Raw genomic sequence first — 17,585 nt, forward strand, 5'->3', positions numbered from 1 at the left:
TGCGAGCCAGCCCATTCCGACCCACCTACGGGTTGCGCGAGTTGGCTCGCACACCTCTCGGCTGAGCTGGCTTGGTCGGCGGGTTCTGCGTGACGGCCAACGTCTGGCCGCCCACCACGATCGACCCGCTGCGAGCCGACGTCGTGGAGTTGTGCAGGAGGGCGTAGTTCAATGTGGCCGTGCCCGTCCCGCTCGTGCTCGCCAATGTGAGCCACGTTGCGCCCGTGGTCGCGGTCCACCCGCAACTCGTCGCGCTGGCCGTCACCGTCACGCTGCCGCTACTCGCCGCCGACGTGAACGTTTGAGTTGTCGGCGACAGCGTGAACGTGCAAGGTGGCGGTGCCGCGGCCTGCGTCACGACGAACGCCTGGCCACCGATTGTGACCGTGGCGCTTCGCGCCGCCCCGGTATTGCCCGCCACAACGATGTTCACCGAGCTCGTACCGGTACCACTGGCCGGGCTCACCGATACCCAGGCCGATCCGCTCGATGCCGTCCATCCGCACCCCGTTGCGCTGGCCGTGACCGTCACGCTGCCGCTGCCGGCCGCCGACGTGAACGCCTGGCTCGTCGCCGAGAGGGCGATTGTGCAGGGCGGCGGCGCGGCTGCCTGCGTCACGACGAACGCCTGGCCACCGATCGTGAGCGTGGCGCTTCGCGCCGCGCCGGTATTCTCTGCCACGACGATACTCACCGCGCCGGTGCCGGTACCGCCGGCCGGACTCACCGAGACCCAGGCGGAGCCGCTCGATGCGGTCCATGCGCAACTCGTCGCGCTGGCCGTCACCGTCAGGCTGCCGCTGCCGGCCGCCGACGTGAACGTCTGAGTTGTCGCCGACAGCGTGAACGTGCAGGGTGGCGGCGCGGCTATGGCTTGAAAGCTGAATTGATTCGATGGAGCGCTCTGCCCGCTCCCGCTCGCCCCGATCGCCGCGACACGCGCCTCGTAGTCACCGGTGGCCAGCGGCCACGCAGTGAGCAGCGTGGAGAAATCGACGCGGATCTTGCCGTCGGCAGCTGGCACCGGCTTCCCGAGGTTCGTCGTGATCACCGGCTGGGTCGCGCCAAGAAGGAAGAACTGCAGATCGTATCGCTGAACGACCGGCGTTCCGTCCGGCGCCAACACCGCGTGGTCGGCCGATGGATCGAACTCGAGGTTTCTGGGGTTGATCACCGTGGACTGAGCGGCTGCGGGCAGCGCCACCAACGCACACAGGATGATCGCGAACGCAACGTGAACAACTGCTCTCACCGGTCAGCCTCCGACAGATGACGGCGATCAAGAACGTCGTCGATTGCCACTAGAGCAATGACCGTGCCGACGCCTCGTACCTGTCAGACAATGGGACAACGAGAGGATCCCTCGCGCGGCCACGGCCGACAATCTACGCTCTTGTTCTCGAGACCGCAGAAGTGTGATCATCGCGCCAGCGCCCACCGACCTCAGCCGTACATCGCGACCACGCCCATCAATCTCAGCCATGCGTCGCGCGGTCTTGGAGTCGCCGCCGACGCTGTGTCCGCTCCGCGCGGTCGCCACGGCTGACATGGCGCGAGGCGCCGGGGTTTCAGAGATGTTCGAGAGTGTGGAACAATACGGTGGGAGGCCGATACATGCCGCACGTGGTTCTGGTCGCAGAGGATGATCCAGCGACGCTTGCCGGGTTGGCCGCGTACCTCCATGCGGCCGGCTATAGCGCGGTTCCGGCGGCGAGCTTCGCCGAAGCACATCGCCTGCTCCCATTCGTGCGCCCATCCGTCCTGGTGGTCGACGTGCGGCTCGGTGAGTACAACGGCCTGCAGTTGGTGCTGCAGGCCCAGTCCCTCGTTCCACAGCCCGCCCTGATCGTCACGAGCGGCTTCGACGATCCGGTGATCGCGGCCGAGGCGGCGCGCATGGGTGCCACGTTCCTGCGAAAGCCGCTGGAGCCGGCGCGCCTGCTCGCGTTGATCTCGGAGATGCTGAAATCGGGGTAGAACCTTGGTTGTTGAGGAACTCGACGCGCCAGCCGGCGCCGGGAGCCGCGCCGGATCGGCCGCGCGTCTGCTGCTGCTCGCGGCGCTGCTTCTCTTCCTGGCGCTGGGCGATGCGCCGGATCGGACCCGGTTCTGGAGCGCGTTCTTCGAAGCGGGCCACACTCCCCTATTCGGTCTGATCGCGCTGCTCGTCCGCAGCCTCCTCGCCCGACACACCCGCATCGCGACCTTCACCCGGTTGTCGCTCGTCGCATTCGGTGTCACGCTGCTCGTCGGCGCGACAACCGAGGTCCTGCAGTTGCTGCAGTCGAACCACGACGCGTCGGTGCACGACTTTCTTCGGGATGCAGCCGGCGCCGGCGCGTTTCTCCTGGTCGAAGTCGCGCTCGTCTCGGCCACGCGACCGGGGATCGCCGGCTGGGGACGCCGGGCCCGACTCGCCGCGCTCGCTGCGGCAGCGGTCCTGCTGCTCGCGGCCGGCTGGGAATTGATCGGAACGGCGCGTCTCTACTTCGCCCGGGATCGGGCGGTCCCCACGCTGTTCGCCCTCGATGGATCGTGGTGGGAGCGCGAACTGATCGCGCTTGGCAACAATCGGCTGATCCCGGATCAGGTTCCCGTCGGGCCGCAACTCTCGCGAACCGCGCGTTTCGCACGCCTCGACCTGATGCCAGGGATTTACTCAGGGTTGACCTTCGACGAGCCCTACCCCGACTGGCACGGCTATCGTCAGCTCACCCTCACGATCGTCTCGGACCTTGCGGTGCCGCTTCCAATGACGATCCGAATCCACGACGCCGCGCACGATCAGCGCTACGCGGACCGATTCAACCGGCGCCTCCTCGTCAATCCCGGCACCAACCGCTTCGTCATCGCGATCGACGACATTCGCACGGCCCCCGATCGGCGGGTCATGGATTTGCGCCATGTGCGGGGCATCGTCCTCTTCGCCTACAAGCTCGAGCAGCCGACGCACGTGTACCTCGGCCCGCTTCGGCTGGAGTGAGCGGCATCCCGGTGGCCGTGGAGACCGACGCGATCAACGCGGGCAGACCGGTCGGTCGATGGTGACGACGATCAGTGTCGGCGAGCGGTTCACGCGGGCGACACGCGGGCAAGAGACTCGACGGGTAGAGGCGTTTTCGCTATACTGACTGTTCCTGCCGACGGAATACCGTCCCACTGTGCGGAAGTGGCGGAACTGGCAGACGCGCTAGCCTCAGGAGCTAGTGGGCGCAAGCTCATCGGGGTTCAAATCCCCGCTTCCGCACCATTCGACTCGGTCGCTCCCTTCGCCAACTCCCTCGCTCATGGCAGGCCAGACTCGGTCGCTCCCTTCGCCAACTCCCTCGCTCATGGCAGGCCACGTCCATGCGAGGCGAATGGTGCGTCCCGAGCGAGCGGAGCGAGTCGAGGGGCCTCGCCACAGGCTTCGTTCGGGCAAGCCATAACACGCGAAGTCTGTCTCGCCGGGCCTGCGTGCCGTCTCGAGCATCGCAGGGCCTATATTGAAGGCATGGAACGCGAGACTCCAAACCCACAGACCCTCCGCGAAGCGGTTGTCTACCTCGCTGACTACGAACATTGCCGGGCGGCTGTCGAGGCGATCCGGTGGCCGGGCGGCGCGGTGCACTGCCCGACTTGCGGATCGACCCACGTCTCGTATCTGGCAAACCAGCGGCGGTACAAGTGCTACGAGAAGCATCCCCGCGCACAGTTCTCCGTGAAGGTCGGGACCACCATGGAAGACTCGCCGATCGGTCTCGACAAGTGGATGGTCGCCATCTGGTTGCTCGCCAATGCGAAGAACGGGATTTCGTCGTACGAATTGGCTCGCTCGATCGGGGTGACCCAAAAGACCGGCTGGTTCCTCCTCCATCGGATTCGCCCTGCGATGCAGAGCGGGACATTCGGCAAACTGTCCGGCGAAGTCGAAGCCGACGAAACCTACATTGGCGGCAAGGCCAGGAACATGCACCCCGCCAAACGCGCCAGGGTCATCGCTGGCACCGGCGGCATGGGCAACCCTGGCGCGCTACCCGCAGCTATCCGCCGAGGGCCTGTCCGCCGTGTTTCTGTTCGCGGCGGCCAATCTCGAACTCGATCGTCGAGGGCATCCGGGGCCCCAGTCTCGAGACGCGTGAGCTATGATAGGGCCCAGAGGCTGAACGATGAGTCACAACCTGCCGATCGATTCGGAGGCGGTGTCGGCGTTCTGCAGACGGCATCACATCGCCCGCCTTGCACTTTTCGGGTCGGTGCTGAGGGACGACTTCCGACCCGATAGCGACGTGGATGTCCTCGTGGAGTTCCTGCCCGGCCATGTCCCCGGACTGCGGTTCGTCACGATCGAACGCGAGTTCTCGGAGCTTCTACATGGCCGACGGGTCGACCTTGTCACACCGAAGTTCTTGAACGCGCGCATTCGGGAGCGCGTCCTGAGCACCGCCGAGCCGCTCTATGTCGCCGCGTGACCTCGTCTACGTCGGCCACATGCTCGACATGGCGAGGAAGGCCGTTGGCAAGTCGGCCGGCCTTTCGCACGACGCATTCGACGCCGACGAGAATCTGCGCCTCGCGCTGATCCACCCAGTTCAGGTCATTGGCGAGGCCGGATGTCGCGTCTCGCCAGAATTCAGCGCGCAACATCCAGAGATCCCGTGGCAGGAGATCGTCGGCATGCGCCACAAGGTGGTGCACGACTACCTGGGTGTCGACGAAGACATCGTCTGGCAGGTGGTCACCGAGGATCTGCCGCCTCTCGTCGTCCTGCTCGAGGAGATCCTCGCCACTGCTCCCGGCAACAACGCGTAGACCTCGCTTCGCGACGGCACATTCGCGAGGTGGAATCTCCTGAAGCCATCGGCCTGGCCCTCGAGAGCGCCAGCCGGGCGCTTCGACAACCCGGCAAGCCACCCCCGCGGGTCGTTCAGCTCCGGCGCTCCACCCGATTCTGGACGAAGTAGCTCAGTTGCACCCGGTTCTGCACGCCGAGCTTCCGGTGCGCGTTGTAGGTGTGCTTCTTGACGGTGTCGGGCGAGATGAACAGCCGGTCGGCGATTTCCTTGTGGCTGAGGCCCAGCAACAGGAGACCGACATGCGACATCGCTGGCCCGACATCCGCTTCGGCATCCGGATGCTCGTCCGGCATCCCACGTTGTCGATCGCGTCGATCATGACCTTCGGCCTTGGGATCGGCCTGACGACGGCCGTCTTCAGCGTCGCGAACGGAGTGCTCTACAAGGGCCTGCCGTTCGAGGGCGGCGATCGGATCGTGAGCGTGGCCGGCACCGACACCACCCGGGGCGCGCGCCTGGGCGGCCTCGACGTCCACGACTACGCCGTGTTCGAAGAGGGCCAGCGCGTCTTCGAGTCGTTCGGCGCGTTCAGTTGGGTGTCCGTCAACCTGGCGTGGGACCAGCGCCAGCCCGAACGCTTTTCTGGCGGGGCGTTGACGGCCGGCCTGCTCCGGGTTACGCGCATCGCGCCGATCCTGGGCCGCGCCTTCCGGGACGGTGAGGATCGGCCAGGCGCGGCACCGGTGCTCTTGTTGGGCCACCGAGTCTGGCGCGACTACTTCGGTGGTGCGCGGAACGTGGTGGGACGAACGGTCCGCGCCAACGGCGTGGCGCGGACGATCGTGGGCGTGATGCCCGAGGGTTTCGCGTTCCCGGATCGCGAGGACCTGTGGATCCCGCTCGAGATCAATCCGATGGCGACCGAGCGCGGGCAGGGCCCCAGGTACGAGGTCATCGCCCGCCTGCAACCGGACGCGTCGATTGCGACGGCGCAGGTCCAACTGGCGGCCTTGGCCTCGCGCCTGGCGCGGGGCTTCCCCGCGACCAACCGCGGCGTTGGCGTCCGGGTGACGCCGTTCCTGGAACGCGTGTTCGGGGCCCGACTCCGAATGCTGTGCAGCACGATGCTCGGCGCGGGCATCGCGGTGCTGCTCGTCGCGTGCGTCAACGTGTCGAACCTGCTCCTGGCACGGGCCTCGCTCCGGCAGCGCGAGGTCGCCCTCCGTCAGGCCCTCGGCGCCGGGCGCGGGCGCGTGCTGGCCCAGATGCTGACCGAGGTGTCGATCCTGGCGGTCGCCGGTGCCGTCGTAGGACTGGCGATCAACACGGGCGCGATGCGATGGTTCGTCGCGGCGATCCAGTCCACTCCCCCGCCGTTCTTCGTCACGTTCGATCCGGACGCTCGCGTGCTGCTGTTCGTCGGCGCCATCACCATTGCCGCGGGCCTGATGGTGAAGAGCGTCGCCCAGGTGAAGACGGCGCGACTGCCGTTTGCCGTGGGCGGAGTCTTCACCGCGTCGTTCGATCTGCCTCGAACGAAGTACCCGAATGCCGTCGCCCGCGCCCGCTTCGTCGATCAACTCCTGCCGCTCCTGCAGGCGCACCCCGGCGTCGAAGCGGCCACGATCGCCGACGGGCTGCCGGCCGCCGGCAACGGCGAAGTCCCAATCCAGATCCGGGGGCGAGAGCAGACCCACGGCGATGACGTCCCGTTCGTCCGGGAGGGCTGCGTCACGCCCGGGTATTTCGAGACGTTCCGGTCGCGGATTGTGCGCGGCCGCGCGTTCACCGCGCTCGACCGGCCCGGCCGGGACAGGGTCACGGTGGTGAACGAGAGCTTTCACCGGCGGTTCTTTCCCGGCGTGGATCCGATCGGACGGCAGTTCAGACGGGGCGGACGGAACTCGACTGCACCGTGGCTGACCGTCGTGGGGGTCGTGCCAGACCTGCTGATGCAGGGGTTTTGCAGTGAGCTGGGGAGCGGAGCAGGGTTCTACGTTCCCATGGCGCAGGCCGCCATCGGCAACGGCGCGACCATCGCCGTGCGCGTGCGGCGCGGCATGGCGGTGACGGCCGCGACCCTGCAGGCGCTCGTGGCGTCGCTCGACAAGGATCTCGCGATCTACAACGCGCGGTCGATGCAGGCGGTCGTGGACCAGCAGACGATGTTCCACACGGTGTTCGGCACGTTCTTCCTCGCCCTCGGCGTGGCGGGGCTCTTTCTCGCCGCGGTGGGGCTGTACGGGGTGATGGCGTTCTCGGTGACCCGGCGCACGCGCGAGTTGGCCATTCGTTGCGCCCTCGGCGCGCGTCGCGGCCAACTCGTGCGCCTCGTCATGCGGAAGGCCGCGGCACAATCAGGCATCGGTCTCGCGATCGGGCTTCTGCTCGGACTGCTGGCGACCGGGCCGCTGCAACCGGTCCTCTACGACGTGCATCCGCGCGACCCGGTGGTGCTGGCCACGGTCGTCGCCACGCTGGCGGCCTCCGGCCTGCTCGCGGGACTTCTCGCGACTCGGCGCGTCATCCGCATCGACCCGGCGACGGCCCTCGGCGCGGAGTAGGGGGCCGGGACAGTGTCAGATCTCGGACGTCATGGCCGCACGTGCGACAGGCCGTTGGCAAGGCGGCCAGCCTTTCGCACGACGCCTTCGACGCTGACGAGAATCTGCGCCTCGCGCTGATCCGCCCAGTTCAGGTCATTGGCGAGGCCGGACGTCGCGTCTCAGCTGATTTCAGCGCGCAACATCCCGAGATCCCCTGGCAGGAAATCGTCGGCAGGCGCCACAAGGTGGTGCACGACTATCTGGGTGTCGATGAAGACATCGTCTGGCAGGTGGTGACCGAGGACCTGCCGCCGCCGGTCGTCCTGCTCGAGAAGATCCTCTCGACTGCTTCCGGCAGCATCGCCTGGTGAGCGCAAGCCAATCGGGGTTCAACCTCACGACGAGGGACGAACCCGATCGTGTCACGGGAGCGTCCACTTTCCGGTTGTGGGACGTCGGTCTCTTGCGTTAGATTCCCACTGGTCCATTCTCTCAACACAACCCCGGCGGATTTGCCAGGAGGTCACCATGGTGCGCTCTCTGCGTCCGGTCATCCTGCTCGTCGCCGCCCTTCTGTCCGCCGGTCTGGCCCGTGCCCAGGTGCAGACCGGCAGCATCCTGGTCAGGGTCGTAGACCAACAGGGTTCCGTCATTCCAGGGGTCACGGTCACCATCAGCAGCCCGGCGCTGGTCCGAGGCCAGATGGTGGGCACGACGGACGCGGGTGGAGTCTATCGGTTCCCCTCACTCGAGCCTGGGACGTACAGCGCGAAACTGGAGTTGCAGGGCTTCCAGTCGGTCGTCCGCGCGGACATCACCGTCAGCGTCGGCCAGACGGCGCCAATCGACCTCGCGCTGAGCGTCGCCAAGATGGCGGAGACGGTCAACGTCACGGGCGACGCGCCGGTGGTCGACACCACGAGCGCGAACGTCAGCGTCACGCTGAGCCAGCAACTCCTCGCGAGCACGCCCGGCGGGCGCGATATCTGGTCGCTGGTGGAGTACAAGGTGCCGGGCCTCGTCTCGAGCCGGCCCGACGTGGGCGGGACGCAGGGCGGGCTCCAGGGCGCGATGGTGGCGCGGGGCACGTCGAACGCGCAGAACTCGCAGTTCCTGAACGGCATCAACGTCGGCGACCCCGCGGCGATCGGGTTCTCCGGCTACTACTACGACTACGACGCGTTCCAGGAGGTGCAGGTGTCGACCGGCGCTCACGACATCTCGGTGCCGGGATCGGGCGTGTTCGTGAACATGACGACGAAGACCGGGAGCGATCGCTGGAGCGGCAAGACGTCGTACTACTGGGAGGGCAGCACGACGCAGGGCCGGAACGTGGACAGCGGATTGCTGTCCCAGGGGTTCAAGCCGGACACCAACAAGGTGGATCTCGTCTCGGACCTCAGCCTGCAGGTGGGCGGCCCGCTCGCGAAGAACGTGCGCCTCTTCACGAGCTTCCGCGACTGGCGGGTCCACGTCAACGTGCCGGCCGCCTACTCGGGGTCGGTACTCGACTCGACCAACATGGATTCCGCGCTCGTCAACGCCACCTGGCAGGTCAGCAACGCGAACCGGCTGACCGGGTTCTACAGCCGCCAGTACTACAAGAAGCCGAACCGGTTCCTGGCCTCCTCGGCGCTCTACACGGGCGAGTCGAACTCGAACGAGGACGACGTGTTCGACATCGTGCAGGTGCTCTGGAACTCGGTGATCACCAACACGTTCTTCATGGACACCCGGGTCAGCTACAACAAGATCTTCTTCCCGCTGTACTACAACGGCAAGGACCAGGCGCTGACCGACTTGTCCACGGGGATCCTGCTCCGCAACGAGGCCTCGGAGCAGATCTACAACCGGAAGCGCCTGCAGGCCAGCGCGACGTTCAACAAGTACCTCGATCACGCGATCGGCGGGCGCCACGAGATCCGCTTCGGGGTGGACTACGCGCACATGCCGACCGGCACCGACGTGCACCGCTGGGACGACGTCGCGTTGACCTACCGCAGCGCGTCGAACCAGTCGGTGGCCGTGACGTTCTACAACACGCCGGTGCAGTCGCTGGCGACGGTCGACGTCCTGTCGTTGTTCCTGCAAGACAGCTATTCGCTCAAGCGCCTCACCCTGACGGGCGGTCTGCGCTACGAGCGGGTCGAGTCGTACCTGCCGGCGCAGGGCAGTCCGCCGAGCAAGTGGTTCCCGGATATCCAGCGCACGTTCGGCGAGGTGCGAAACGCCCCGTTGTGGAACACGGCCGGCCCACGCCTGGCGGCGATCTACGATGTCGACGGGGGCAAGACGGCCCTCAAGTTCTCCGCGGGCCGCTACTACTACATCATCGCCTCGGGCTTCGCCAACTCCATCAATCCGAACTTCAGCGTGAGCAAGCAGTATGCGTGGACCGACAAGAACGGCGATCTGCGCTACCAGCCGGGGGAGGAGACCGGGGTGCCGGTGTCCGCCGGCGGGCTGACGACGAAGTTCGACCCGAACCTGAAGCGGCCGTACACGAACGAGGTGACGGCTGGCGTTGACCGGGAGTTGATACCGAACCTGAGGCTGAGCGCGGTCTTCACCTGGCGGTCCGAGCGCTATCAAACGGCGAACCTGAACACGGCGGCGCCGCTCAACACCTGGGTGCTGGTGACGCGGGCCGACCCGGGGCCGGACGGCCTCACGGGCACCGCAGACGACGGCACGTACCGCTACTTCGATCGCACGCTGGCGGGGAGCCTCACGACGATCACCAACGACCCCACCGCCAGTCAGACCTACAAGGGGCTGGAGATCACCGCGACCAAGCGCCTCTCGAACCGCTGGCAGATGCTCGCCGGGTACACCTACTCGCGCGCAGAGTTCACGGGTCTGTCGGTCGGCACAAGCCCAAACGCCTTCCTCAACACCGAAGGCCCGATCTTCAACGACCGGCCACACCAGTTCAAGCTGACCGGCAGCTACATCCTGCCGTGGTACGACATCTACCTCGGTGCAAACTACCGCTTCCAGAACGGGCCGCCCATCAATCGCCAGATCAGCGCGCCGCTGTCGTTCGGCGGCGGCAGCGCCACGATCAACGTCGAGCCTCAGGGGGCCAGGCGGGTGCCCTCCCTGCAGACGCTGGATCTTCGCGTGGCGAAGACGATCAAGCTTGGCGGGGGACGGAGCCTGGAACTGGATCTCGACGTGTCGAACCTGACCAACGCGAACACCGCGTGGGAGATGCGATCCCTCACCGGGCGGCTGAGCGTGCGCCAGGCCGGGGACCCCAGCGGCGCGGTCAACAACATCCAGCAGTTCCTGTCGCCGTCCCAGATACTCGGCCCGCGGATCGCCCGGTTCGGAGGGGCGTTCCGCTTCTAGACGTCGTGAACGGCCGAAGCCGCCTGGGGAACGAGGTGTCCAACACCACTGCGTCCAAATGTCAGTCGGAACACTACAATAGCTGGCGATGAACCGACTCTTTGTCTCCTCGATCTGTCTGGCCACCGGCTGCGCGGTGGCCGTGTTGTCGGCGCAAGTGAAGAGATCGGCTGTACCGCCGGTGCCGCCATTCACGATCGTCGAAGCCACGATTCCGGAGATGCGTGCCGCGATGGAGCAGGGACGCGTCACCTCGAAGGAACTCGTGCGTCAGTGTCTCCTCCGGATCGCCACCTACGACAAGCGTCTCAACGCCGTCATGACGGTCAACCCCAAAGCGCTGGACGAGGCCGAGGCGCGCGACATCGAGCGCGCCCAGAAGCGGATCCGCGGACCGCTTCACGGGATTCCCGTGGCGCTCAAGGACAACATCCACACCATCGACATGCCGACCACCGGAGGGGCGCTGGCCTTCGCGGGCCTGGTTCCGCCGTACGAGGCTACGATCACCACGAACCTTCGCGATGCTGGCGCCATCATCATCGCGAAGACGGTCATGACCGAGCTGGCGAACTGGGTGGCGACCGGCATGCCCGGCAACTACAGCGCGCTCGGCGGCTACGGCATGAATCCCTACGACCCGCGGCGCGACCCGCGCGAGGCCACGGGCGACGGCCGGCCGGTCCTGCAGACAGGCGGGTCGAGCTCGGGTATCGGAACCGCGGCAAGCTTCTGGGCGGCCAACGTCGGGACGGAAACCTCCGGATCGATCCTCAGCCCGTCGAATGCCAGCATGCTCGTCGGGATCAAGCCCACGGTCGGTCGCATCAGCCGCTACGGCGTGATCCCGATCACGGCGGACCAGGACACGGCAGGGCCGATGGCGCGCACGGTGACCGACGCGGCCATCATGCTCGGCGTGCTGGAGAGGGCAACCCCGGACCCGAACGACGCCGCCACGAGGAAGTGCGCCCCGCCCCCGGGCCGTGACTACACGCGCTTCCTCAACGCCGAGGGGCTGAAGGGCGCCCGAATCGGTATCCCGCGGGCCTCGTTCTACCAACCGACGACGCCGCCCGGGGCGACGCAGCCGCGCGGCGGGCTGAATGCCGACCAGGCAAAGGTCATGGCAGAGGCCATCGGCGTCCTGAAGCAGCAGGGTGCGGTGATTGTCGATCCCGCGGACATCCCGAGCGTGATGGCCGCCGACGTGAAGAACAACTTCCTTCTGTGGTCCACCTGCAGCGGACTCGACAACGCGAAGGGCAAGGACGCGGACTGCTCGGTGGTGTTCAAGTACGGCATGAAGCGCGACTTCAACGCGTGGCTGGCGTCGCTCGGGCCGGCGGCGCCGGTGAAGACGCTCACCGACCTCCGCCTGTGGAACGTGGCGCACCAGCGCGCCGGCGCGATCAAATACGGCCAGGCGCTTCTCGACGTCTCGGACGAGATGGACGTGCGCGCGGACAGGACGCGATACGAGGCCGATCGCGAGAAGGACATCCGCCTGAGCGCCACGGAAGGCATCGACGCGGTGATGAAGCAGCACACCCTCGACGCCCTGCTGTTCCCCTCGTCGAGCGGGGCGGCGATCGCGGCGAAGCCGGGCTACCCGACGATCATCGTGCCGTTCTCCACGGTGCCAAACGTGCCGTTCGGTGGCGGCCCCGGCGGCGGAGGAGCGGCGTCCGCGTTTCCCGCGGGGTTCGACCCGAAGCCGGCGCCTTACGGGGTGAGCTTCACGGGCACGGCGTGCAGCGAGCCGAAGCTGATCGAGATCGCCTACGCGTTCGAGCAGGCGACGAAGCGGCGCGTGCCGCCGAAGCTGCAGTAGAGGGGATCCCCTGATTGAGGTGTCACGATGATGCGCCGTTGCCTCGCTGGAACCCTGCTGGGGTTCGTGGCCATCCTAGCCTCGTCGCTCGCGATTCGCGCCCAGGGCGGCGCGCCGCGGCCCGGACACCGGGTCGCGGCACCGGCCCGTCTCACCATTGAGGCCCTTCTCGACATCAGGCACCCGTCCAACCCGATCTGGTCGCGCGACAGCCGGTGGATCGCGTTCATGTGGGAACGGGCCGGCGTCAGCAACCTGTATGTCGTGGCTGCCGACGGCTCGGCGAAGCCGGTCGCGCTGACGACTGACGGCGGGCCCGTCGTCGGCCCGTTCTGGACCGCCGACAGCAAGGCGATCGGCTTCATGCGCGGCGGGTCGCTGATGCGGGTGTCGACTGACGGCCGCCAGCCGCCCACGCCGTTCTGGGCGGAGGCGCCCGGTCGTGGACTCGCCGTCTCGAGAGACGCCACGCAGGTCGCCTATCTCGTCGACTGGAGCGGCGGAGGCGCGGGGCGAGGCGGTCGCGCGAGCGGCGGCCAGGGCGTGCCGGGGGCGGGCGGCCCCACGGTCATCCATATCCGTTCACTCGTGGACGGGAGCGACCGGGTCGTCGCGAGCGTCGAGGGAACCGTCGGCGGCGTCACGTGGACCGGCGACGGCGAGCACCTGACCTTCACGGTGGGCGGCGGCGGACAGACAATCCGCCACGAGCAGACGCCTGCCTACTCCGGATCGAAGATCATCTACTCCGCGACGGAGAACGCACCCGGTCCGCCCGGCCGGACCTTCATCGTCTCCGCATCCGGCGGCGAGCCTCTGGCCTACAGTGCCGGAGTCGGCGGGCCTGGGGGTCGGGGCGGCGCGAATCGCTGGATCGACGCGACTCACTTCGTCATCGATCGCACGGTGGAGTTCAAGAGGCGGGAGATTTCCATCGGCGACACCGCGGGCGGCGAGCCAAGGCTCGTCCATCAGCAGGTGAAGGAGACGTTCTGGAGCATGACCGGCGGCGCGCAAGGCGGCGCGCAGGCGTCGCCAGACGGCAGGTGGCTCTCGTTCCTGAGCGACCGCGACGGGTGGGACCACCTCTTCGTGATGCCCGCCACAGGCGGTGAAGCGGTCCAGGTCACCAAGGGCCGGTACGAGGCCTGGAGGCCCTCGTGGTCGCCCGATGGGACGCGCATCGCGTTCGACTCGAACGAGGGAGCGAATCCCGGGTCGCGCCATCTGTCGGTCGCGGCCATCGGCGGCGATCCCGCTCGATTCAAGGTGACCGTCGTGACGAGCGGTCGCGGAACCGACACCGCGGCGCAGTGGTCCCCGAACGGCCGGATGCTCGTCTATCAGCACACGGATCCGCAGAACTCGGCGGACCTGTGGGTCGTCGACGTCGCGACTCCCGGATCGAGGCCGCGGCGGCTCACCGATTCGATGCCCCCGGCGATCGATCGTGCCGCGCTCGTCGAACCGCAGCTCGTGCACTACACAGGCGCCGACGGGCAATCGGTACCGGCCTACCTGTTCGTACCCAGAGGCCTCGACCGCTCCCGCAAGCATCCGGCCATCGTCTGGCTCCACGGCGACGGCGTGAACCAGAACTACGACGGCTGGCACATCGAGCGCAATTACGCCGTCTACTACAGCTTCCACCAGTTCCTGCTGCAACGGGGTTTCGTGGTTCTCGCGCCGGACTATCGCGGCAGCATCGGCTATGGGTCGGCGTGGCGCGAAGGCGTCTACATGGATGTTGGGGGCAAGGACTTCAGGGACGCCGCGATGAGCGCGGACTTCCTGAAGACGCTGCCGTACGTCGATACCTCCCGCGTTGGCGTGTGGGGCCTCAGCTACGGCGGGTTCTTCACGTTGCTCGCTGTGACGGAGAGGCCGACGACGTTCCGCGCGGCGGTGGACGTGGCCGGCGTCGCCGACTATGCGATGTACTACGAAGATCCGTATCACGGAGGCTGGACGGTCAGCCGGATCGGCACACCGGAGCAGAATCCCCGGGTGTACGCGCAGGCCTCACCGGTCTCACACGTCGACCGGCTCGTAACGCCCCTTCTCGTCCTGCACGGCACGGCCGACGTCAACGTGCCGTACCTGCATTCTGTTCGCCTGTTGGACGAACTCCTGAAGAACGGGAAAGGCCACCTCGTCCAGTTCATGACCTACCCGGGGGAATTCCACTACTTCACCCGGGAGCATGTCCTCCGGGACGCCTGGACGAGGGTCAGCGCGTTCTTCGACGCGAACCTGAGGAGATAGGCCATGGACTATCACGTGATGGAAGCGCGGCACGTGTCCGCATCCGTCAGACCGAACTGAAGGAGGAGTGAGTACGCAGTAGGATCCCTCTTCCGACAGTCGCAGCATCGAGTCCAGCGGAAGTGTCCCACCTGTGAGGCCGGCGTCTGGATCACTGTCAGGCCGACAGCGACTCGAGACGCCGGCTCGCGTCGCCCTGTTCGATCGTCGCCAGCAGGCGCATCCTCCCGTCGTTCCTCGGCTTGGTTCGGGACGGCCCTCGGCGCGGAGCACGGGGCCGGGACAGTGTAAGATCTCGGATGTCATGGCCGCACGTGCGACAGCCAAAGCCGTTCGTCGTCCCACCCGATCCCGGGTTGGCCGGATCGTTGTCCGCCTGGGGCGGCTTGCGGCTCTCGCGTTCGTCGCGTCGGTGCTCGCGGTGCTGGCGCTGCGCTGGATCCCGCCGCTGACCTCCGGCGTGATGATCGAGCGCCGCGTCGAAGCGTTGATTGGCGGACGTCCGTACCACGTCGACTACCGGTGGGTGCCGTGGACCCGGATGTCCAGGCAGGCGGGCCTCGCGGTCATCGCGTCGGAAGATCAGAACTTCCCGACACACCACGGCTTCGACCTGGAGGCGATCCAGAAGGCGATCGACAAGCACGACAAGGGCGGACACCTTCGCGGCGCCAGCACGATTTCGCAGCAGGTGGCCAAGAACGTCTTCCTCTGGTCCGGTCGGAGCTTCGTACGCAAGGGGCTCGAGGCGTACCTCACGGCGCTCATCGAGCTCGCCTGGCCCAAGCGGCGCATTCTCGAGGTCTACCTGAACATCGTCGAACTGGGTGACGGGGTGTTCGGGGTCGAGGCGGCCAGCCAGCGGTTCTTCCGGAAGCCGGCGGCGAAACTCGGACCGTCCGAAGCGGCGCTGCTCGCGGCGGTGCTGCCAAACCCGATCCGGCTCCGCGTCAACCGACCCTCGGCGTACGTGGAAGAACGCCGCGCGTGGATCCTCCAGCAAATGGACCAGTTGGGCGGCACCTCGCTCATCGGCAAGTACTGAACGCCGGGCCACCCGTCACGCGTGATCCCGCAGGGCGGTTTCTCCCGTGCAGGAAGTCCTCGATGCGAACGCTGCTGTCGGCGCTGCTGTTGACGGCCGGTGTCACGATGGTCTCGGCCGCCCATCCCCAATCCAGTCAGCTTCCGCCCGAGACGTCGGCCCAGAAGGAGGCCCGCCTGCAGTGGTGGACCGAAGCCCGGTTCGGGATGTTCATCCACTGGGGGCTCGACCTGGATGACGTCCCGGGCGGGTGGACTTCCGGTCGCCCGAACAGTTCAAGCCGCGCGAGTGGATGACGGTGAAGATGAGCGCGCGGAAGGACACGACGTGGCTGAAGGAGGAGGGCCGCGCCGGGGACCTGGTGCTCAAGCTGCCAATCCTCGAGCCCGCAGTGGAGATCCCGGTCGTGGAGTTGATCCTGAAATAGGCAACGTGGCCGGGAATATGCGGGCCACAGATCTCGCGGAGGTTGAACAGCTGGGGTTCGCGTCCTCAACTTGAATATTAGTAGTCGCTGCACTATATTTCATACATGATCGATCGCCCAGGCTATCGCCTGCAGATTCAACACTCCTTGCGCCAATTCCGGATCACGGCCTTGCTCGGCCCCCGTCAGTGCGGGAAGACCACCTTGGCCAAGGCGCTCGCCATCGGGCCAGACGCCTACTTCGACCTCGAAGACCCTCTGGACCTGGCTCGACTCGAAGCGCCTCGACAGACGCTCGGTGCGCTCACGGGGCTCGTGGTCATCGACGAGATCCAACGCCGGCCGGACCTGTTCCCGCTGCTGCGGGTCCTGGCGGACCGCCCGGGCACACCGGCCCGCTTCCTGATTCTGGGCAGCGCCTCGCTGGACCTTGTCAAAGGCGTGTCGGAATCTCTGGCTGGGCGGGTGGGCTTCGTCGACCTGAGTGGCTTCGACGGCACCGAAGTCGGCTTCGACCGCCTCTCCACGCTGTGGCTTCGGGGCGGTCTCCCGGAGTCGTTCCTGAGCGACTCCGACGAGACGAGCCTGCACTGGCGGCTGCAGTTCGTCCGCACGTTTCTCACTCGGGACATTCCTCAACTGGGCATCACCATCCCTTCCGAGCAGTTGCGCCGCTTCTGGCTCATGGTCGCCCACTACCACGGGCAGTCGTGGAACGCCTCGGAGATCGCGGGTTCTCTCGGTATCAACTACAAGACGGCGCAGCACTACCTCGACATCCTCACCGGCTCGTTCCTGATCCGGTCGTTGCCGCCCTGGACCGAGAACCTCGGCAAACGTGTGCGCAAGACGCCGAAGATCTACCTGCGCGACAGCGGCCTGTTTCACGCGCTGCAGCGGATCCACTCGCTGCCGGACCTCCAGGCACACCCGAAGCTCGGCGCCTCGTGGGAGGGATTGGCACTCGAACATGTCCTGCGGGTCCTCCGGGTGGAGCCCGGCGAGGCGTTCCACTGGAGCACCCACGGAGGTGCCGAGGTGGACCTGTTGATCGTCCGGGGCGGTCAACGCTGGGGCTTCGAGCTCAAATACGCGGACGCGCCGCGCACGACCAGGTCCATGCGGACGGCGCTGGACGATCTGCGACTGGAGCGCCTGTTCGTGATCTACCCTGGGGAGAAGGACTACGCGCTGGACGATCGGATTCAGGTGCTCGCGTTGCGAAATGTGGAGGGCTTGGTCACGAAGGTGTGAAGGCGTGACGCATCATCACATCGCGGACGCGGGTGCGCTTTACGGTTCATGAGGGGGTGCTTGACTCGCGGCCGGCCGCGATGCG

The 17,585-nt window shown here is 66.9% G+C and carries 15 protein-coding genes and 1 tRNA gene; 14 read left to right on the forward strand and 2 right to left on the reverse strand.

Annotated features, from left to right (window positions below):
• Positions 1 to 25: 25 nt before the first annotated feature.
• Entirely contained in the window at positions 26 to 1,252 is a 1,227-nt protein-coding gene (locus VGK32_19270; protein ID HEY3383910.1) for a BACON domain-containing protein, read from the reverse strand.
• A 362-nt stretch (positions 1,253 to 1,614) separates the two neighbouring features.
• Between VGK32_19270 and VGK32_19275 the strand changes: the two genes are divergently transcribed.
• The 5 genes from VGK32_19275 (at position 1,615) to VGK32_19295 (ending at position 4,791) form a co-directional block, all read left to right on the forward strand.
• Entirely contained in the window at positions 1,615 to 1,977 is a 363-nt protein-coding gene (locus VGK32_19275; GenBank protein HEY3383911.1) for a response regulator, read from the forward strand.
• Between the two features lie 4 nt (positions 1,978 to 1,981).
• Complete coding sequence (locus tag VGK32_19280) at positions 1,982 to 2,983, forward strand: VanZ family protein (protein ID HEY3383912.1); 1,002 nt, start codon at positions 1,982 to 1,984, stop codon at positions 2,981 to 2,983.
• Positions 2,984 to 3,163: 180 nt separating this feature from the next.
• A tRNA-Leu gene (locus tag VGK32_19285) sits at positions 3,164 to 3,250 on the forward strand.
• 898 nt (positions 3,251 to 4,148) lie between these two features.
• The gene (locus VGK32_19290) at positions 4,149 to 4,451 is read left to right on the forward strand and encodes a nucleotidyltransferase family protein (protein HEY3383913.1); all 303 of its coding nucleotides are present in this window, start codon (positions 4,149 to 4,151) and stop codon (positions 4,449 to 4,451) included.
• Positions 4,438 to 4,791 (forward strand): DUF86 domain-containing protein, encoded by a 354-nt coding sequence (locus VGK32_19295; protein ID HEY3383914.1) that lies wholly within the window; start codon positions 4,438 to 4,440, stop codon positions 4,789 to 4,791. Before VGK32_19290 ends, VGK32_19295 begins: the two co-directional genes overlap by 14 nt.
• A gap of 115 nt (positions 4,792 to 4,906) precedes the next feature.
• On the opposite strand, the gene VGK32_19300 is transcribed toward VGK32_19295, so the two are convergent.
• On the reverse strand, positions 4,907 to 5,083 hold the full coding sequence (locus tag VGK32_19300; GenBank protein ID HEY3383915.1) for a helix-turn-helix transcriptional regulator: 177 nt from the start codon (positions 5,081 to 5,083) through the stop codon (positions 4,907 to 4,909).
• On the opposite strand from VGK32_19300, the gene VGK32_19305 reads away from it, so the two are divergent.
• The 9 genes from VGK32_19305 (at position 5,075) to VGK32_19345 (ending at position 17,500) form a co-directional block, all read left to right on the forward strand.
• Positions 5,075 to 7,339, forward strand: a complete 2,265-nt coding sequence (locus VGK32_19305; protein HEY3383916.1) for an ABC transporter permease — start codon at positions 5,075 to 5,077, stop codon at positions 7,337 to 7,339. The genes VGK32_19300 and VGK32_19305 overlap by 9 nt on opposite strands.
• Before the next feature lie 41 nt (positions 7,340 to 7,380).
• A complete protein-coding gene (locus tag VGK32_19310) occupies positions 7,381 to 7,692 on the forward strand; it encodes a HepT-like ribonuclease domain-containing protein (GenBank protein HEY3383917.1) in 312 nt (103 codons plus the stop codon).
• A gap of 157 nt (positions 7,693 to 7,849) precedes the next feature.
• On the forward strand, positions 7,850 to 10,675 hold the full coding sequence (locus tag VGK32_19315) for a TonB-dependent receptor (GenBank protein ID HEY3383918.1): 2,826 nt from the start codon (positions 7,850 to 7,852) through the stop codon (positions 10,673 to 10,675).
• 88 nt (positions 10,676 to 10,763) lie between these two features.
• Positions 10,764 to 12,509, forward strand: coding sequence for an amidase family protein (locus VGK32_19320; protein HEY3383919.1), 1,746 nt, complete (start codon positions 10,764 to 10,766; stop codon positions 12,507 to 12,509).
• A gap of 27 nt (positions 12,510 to 12,536) precedes the next feature.
• Positions 12,537 to 14,774, forward strand: coding sequence for a prolyl oligopeptidase family serine peptidase (locus VGK32_19325; GenBank protein HEY3383920.1), 2,238 nt, complete (start codon positions 12,537 to 12,539; stop codon positions 14,772 to 14,774).
• Positions 14,775 to 15,078: 304 nt separating this feature from the next.
• A complete protein-coding gene (gene mtgA / locus VGK32_19330) occupies positions 15,079 to 15,819 on the forward strand; it encodes a monofunctional biosynthetic peptidoglycan transglycosylase (protein HEY3383921.1) in 741 nt (246 codons plus the stop codon).
• 62 nt (positions 15,820 to 15,881) lie between these two features.
• A complete protein-coding gene (locus tag VGK32_19335) occupies positions 15,882 to 16,115 on the forward strand; it encodes an alpha-L-fucosidase (GenBank protein ID HEY3383922.1) in 234 nt (77 codons plus the stop codon).
• Between the two features lie 8 nt (positions 16,116 to 16,123).
• Entirely contained in the window at positions 16,124 to 16,246 is a 123-nt protein-coding gene (locus tag VGK32_19340) for a hypothetical protein (GenBank protein ID HEY3383923.1), read from the forward strand.
• A 105-nt stretch (positions 16,247 to 16,351) separates the two neighbouring features.
• Positions 16,352 to 17,500, forward strand: a complete 1,149-nt coding sequence (locus VGK32_19345; GenBank protein HEY3383924.1) for an ATP-binding protein — start codon at positions 16,352 to 16,354, stop codon at positions 17,498 to 17,500.
• Positions 17,501 to 17,585: the final 85 nt, after the last annotated feature.

Source organism: Vicinamibacterales bacterium, from assembly GCA_036504215.1.
Lineage (GTDB): Bacteria > Acidobacteriota > Vicinamibacteria > Vicinamibacterales > Fen-181 > FEN-299.

Coding starts and splice junctions, on each gene's coding strand:
- VGK32_19275 (HEY3383911.1), top strand. CDS start 1,615: ATGCCGCACGTGGTTCTGGTCGCAGAGGATGATCCAGCGACGCTTGCC.
- VGK32_19290 (HEY3383913.1), top strand. CDS start 4,149: ATGAGTCACAACCTGCCGATCGATTCGGAGGCGGTGTCGGCGTTCTGC.
- VGK32_19295 (HEY3383914.1), top strand. CDS start 4,438: ATGTCGCCGCGTGACCTCGTCTACGTCGGCCACATGCTCGACATGGCG.
- VGK32_19305 (HEY3383916.1), top strand. CDS start 5,075: ATGCGACATCGCTGGCCCGACATCCGCTTCGGCATCCGGATGCTCGTC.
- VGK32_19300 (HEY3383915.1), bottom strand. CDS start 5,083: ATGTCGCATGTCGGTCTCCTGTTGCTGGGCCTCAGCCACAAGGAAATC.
- VGK32_19315 (HEY3383918.1), top strand. CDS start 7,850: ATGGTGCGCTCTCTGCGTCCGGTCATCCTGCTCGTCGCCGCCCTTCTG.
- VGK32_19320 (HEY3383919.1), top strand. CDS start 10,764: ATGAACCGACTCTTTGTCTCCTCGATCTGTCTGGCCACCGGCTGCGCG.
- VGK32_19325 (HEY3383920.1), top strand. CDS start 12,537: ATGATGCGCCGTTGCCTCGCTGGAACCCTGCTGGGGTTCGTGGCCATC.
- mtgA (HEY3383921.1), top strand. CDS start 15,079: ATGGCCGCACGTGCGACAGCCAAAGCCGTTCGTCGTCCCACCCGATCC.
- VGK32_19335 (HEY3383922.1), top strand. CDS start 15,882: ATGCGAACGCTGCTGTCGGCGCTGCTGTTGACGGCCGGTGTCACGATG.
- VGK32_19340 (HEY3383923.1), top strand. CDS start 16,124: ATGAGCGCGCGGAAGGACACGACGTGGCTGAAGGAGGAGGGCCGCGCC.
- VGK32_19345 (HEY3383924.1), top strand. CDS start 16,352: ATGATCGATCGCCCAGGCTATCGCCTGCAGATTCAACACTCCTTGCGC.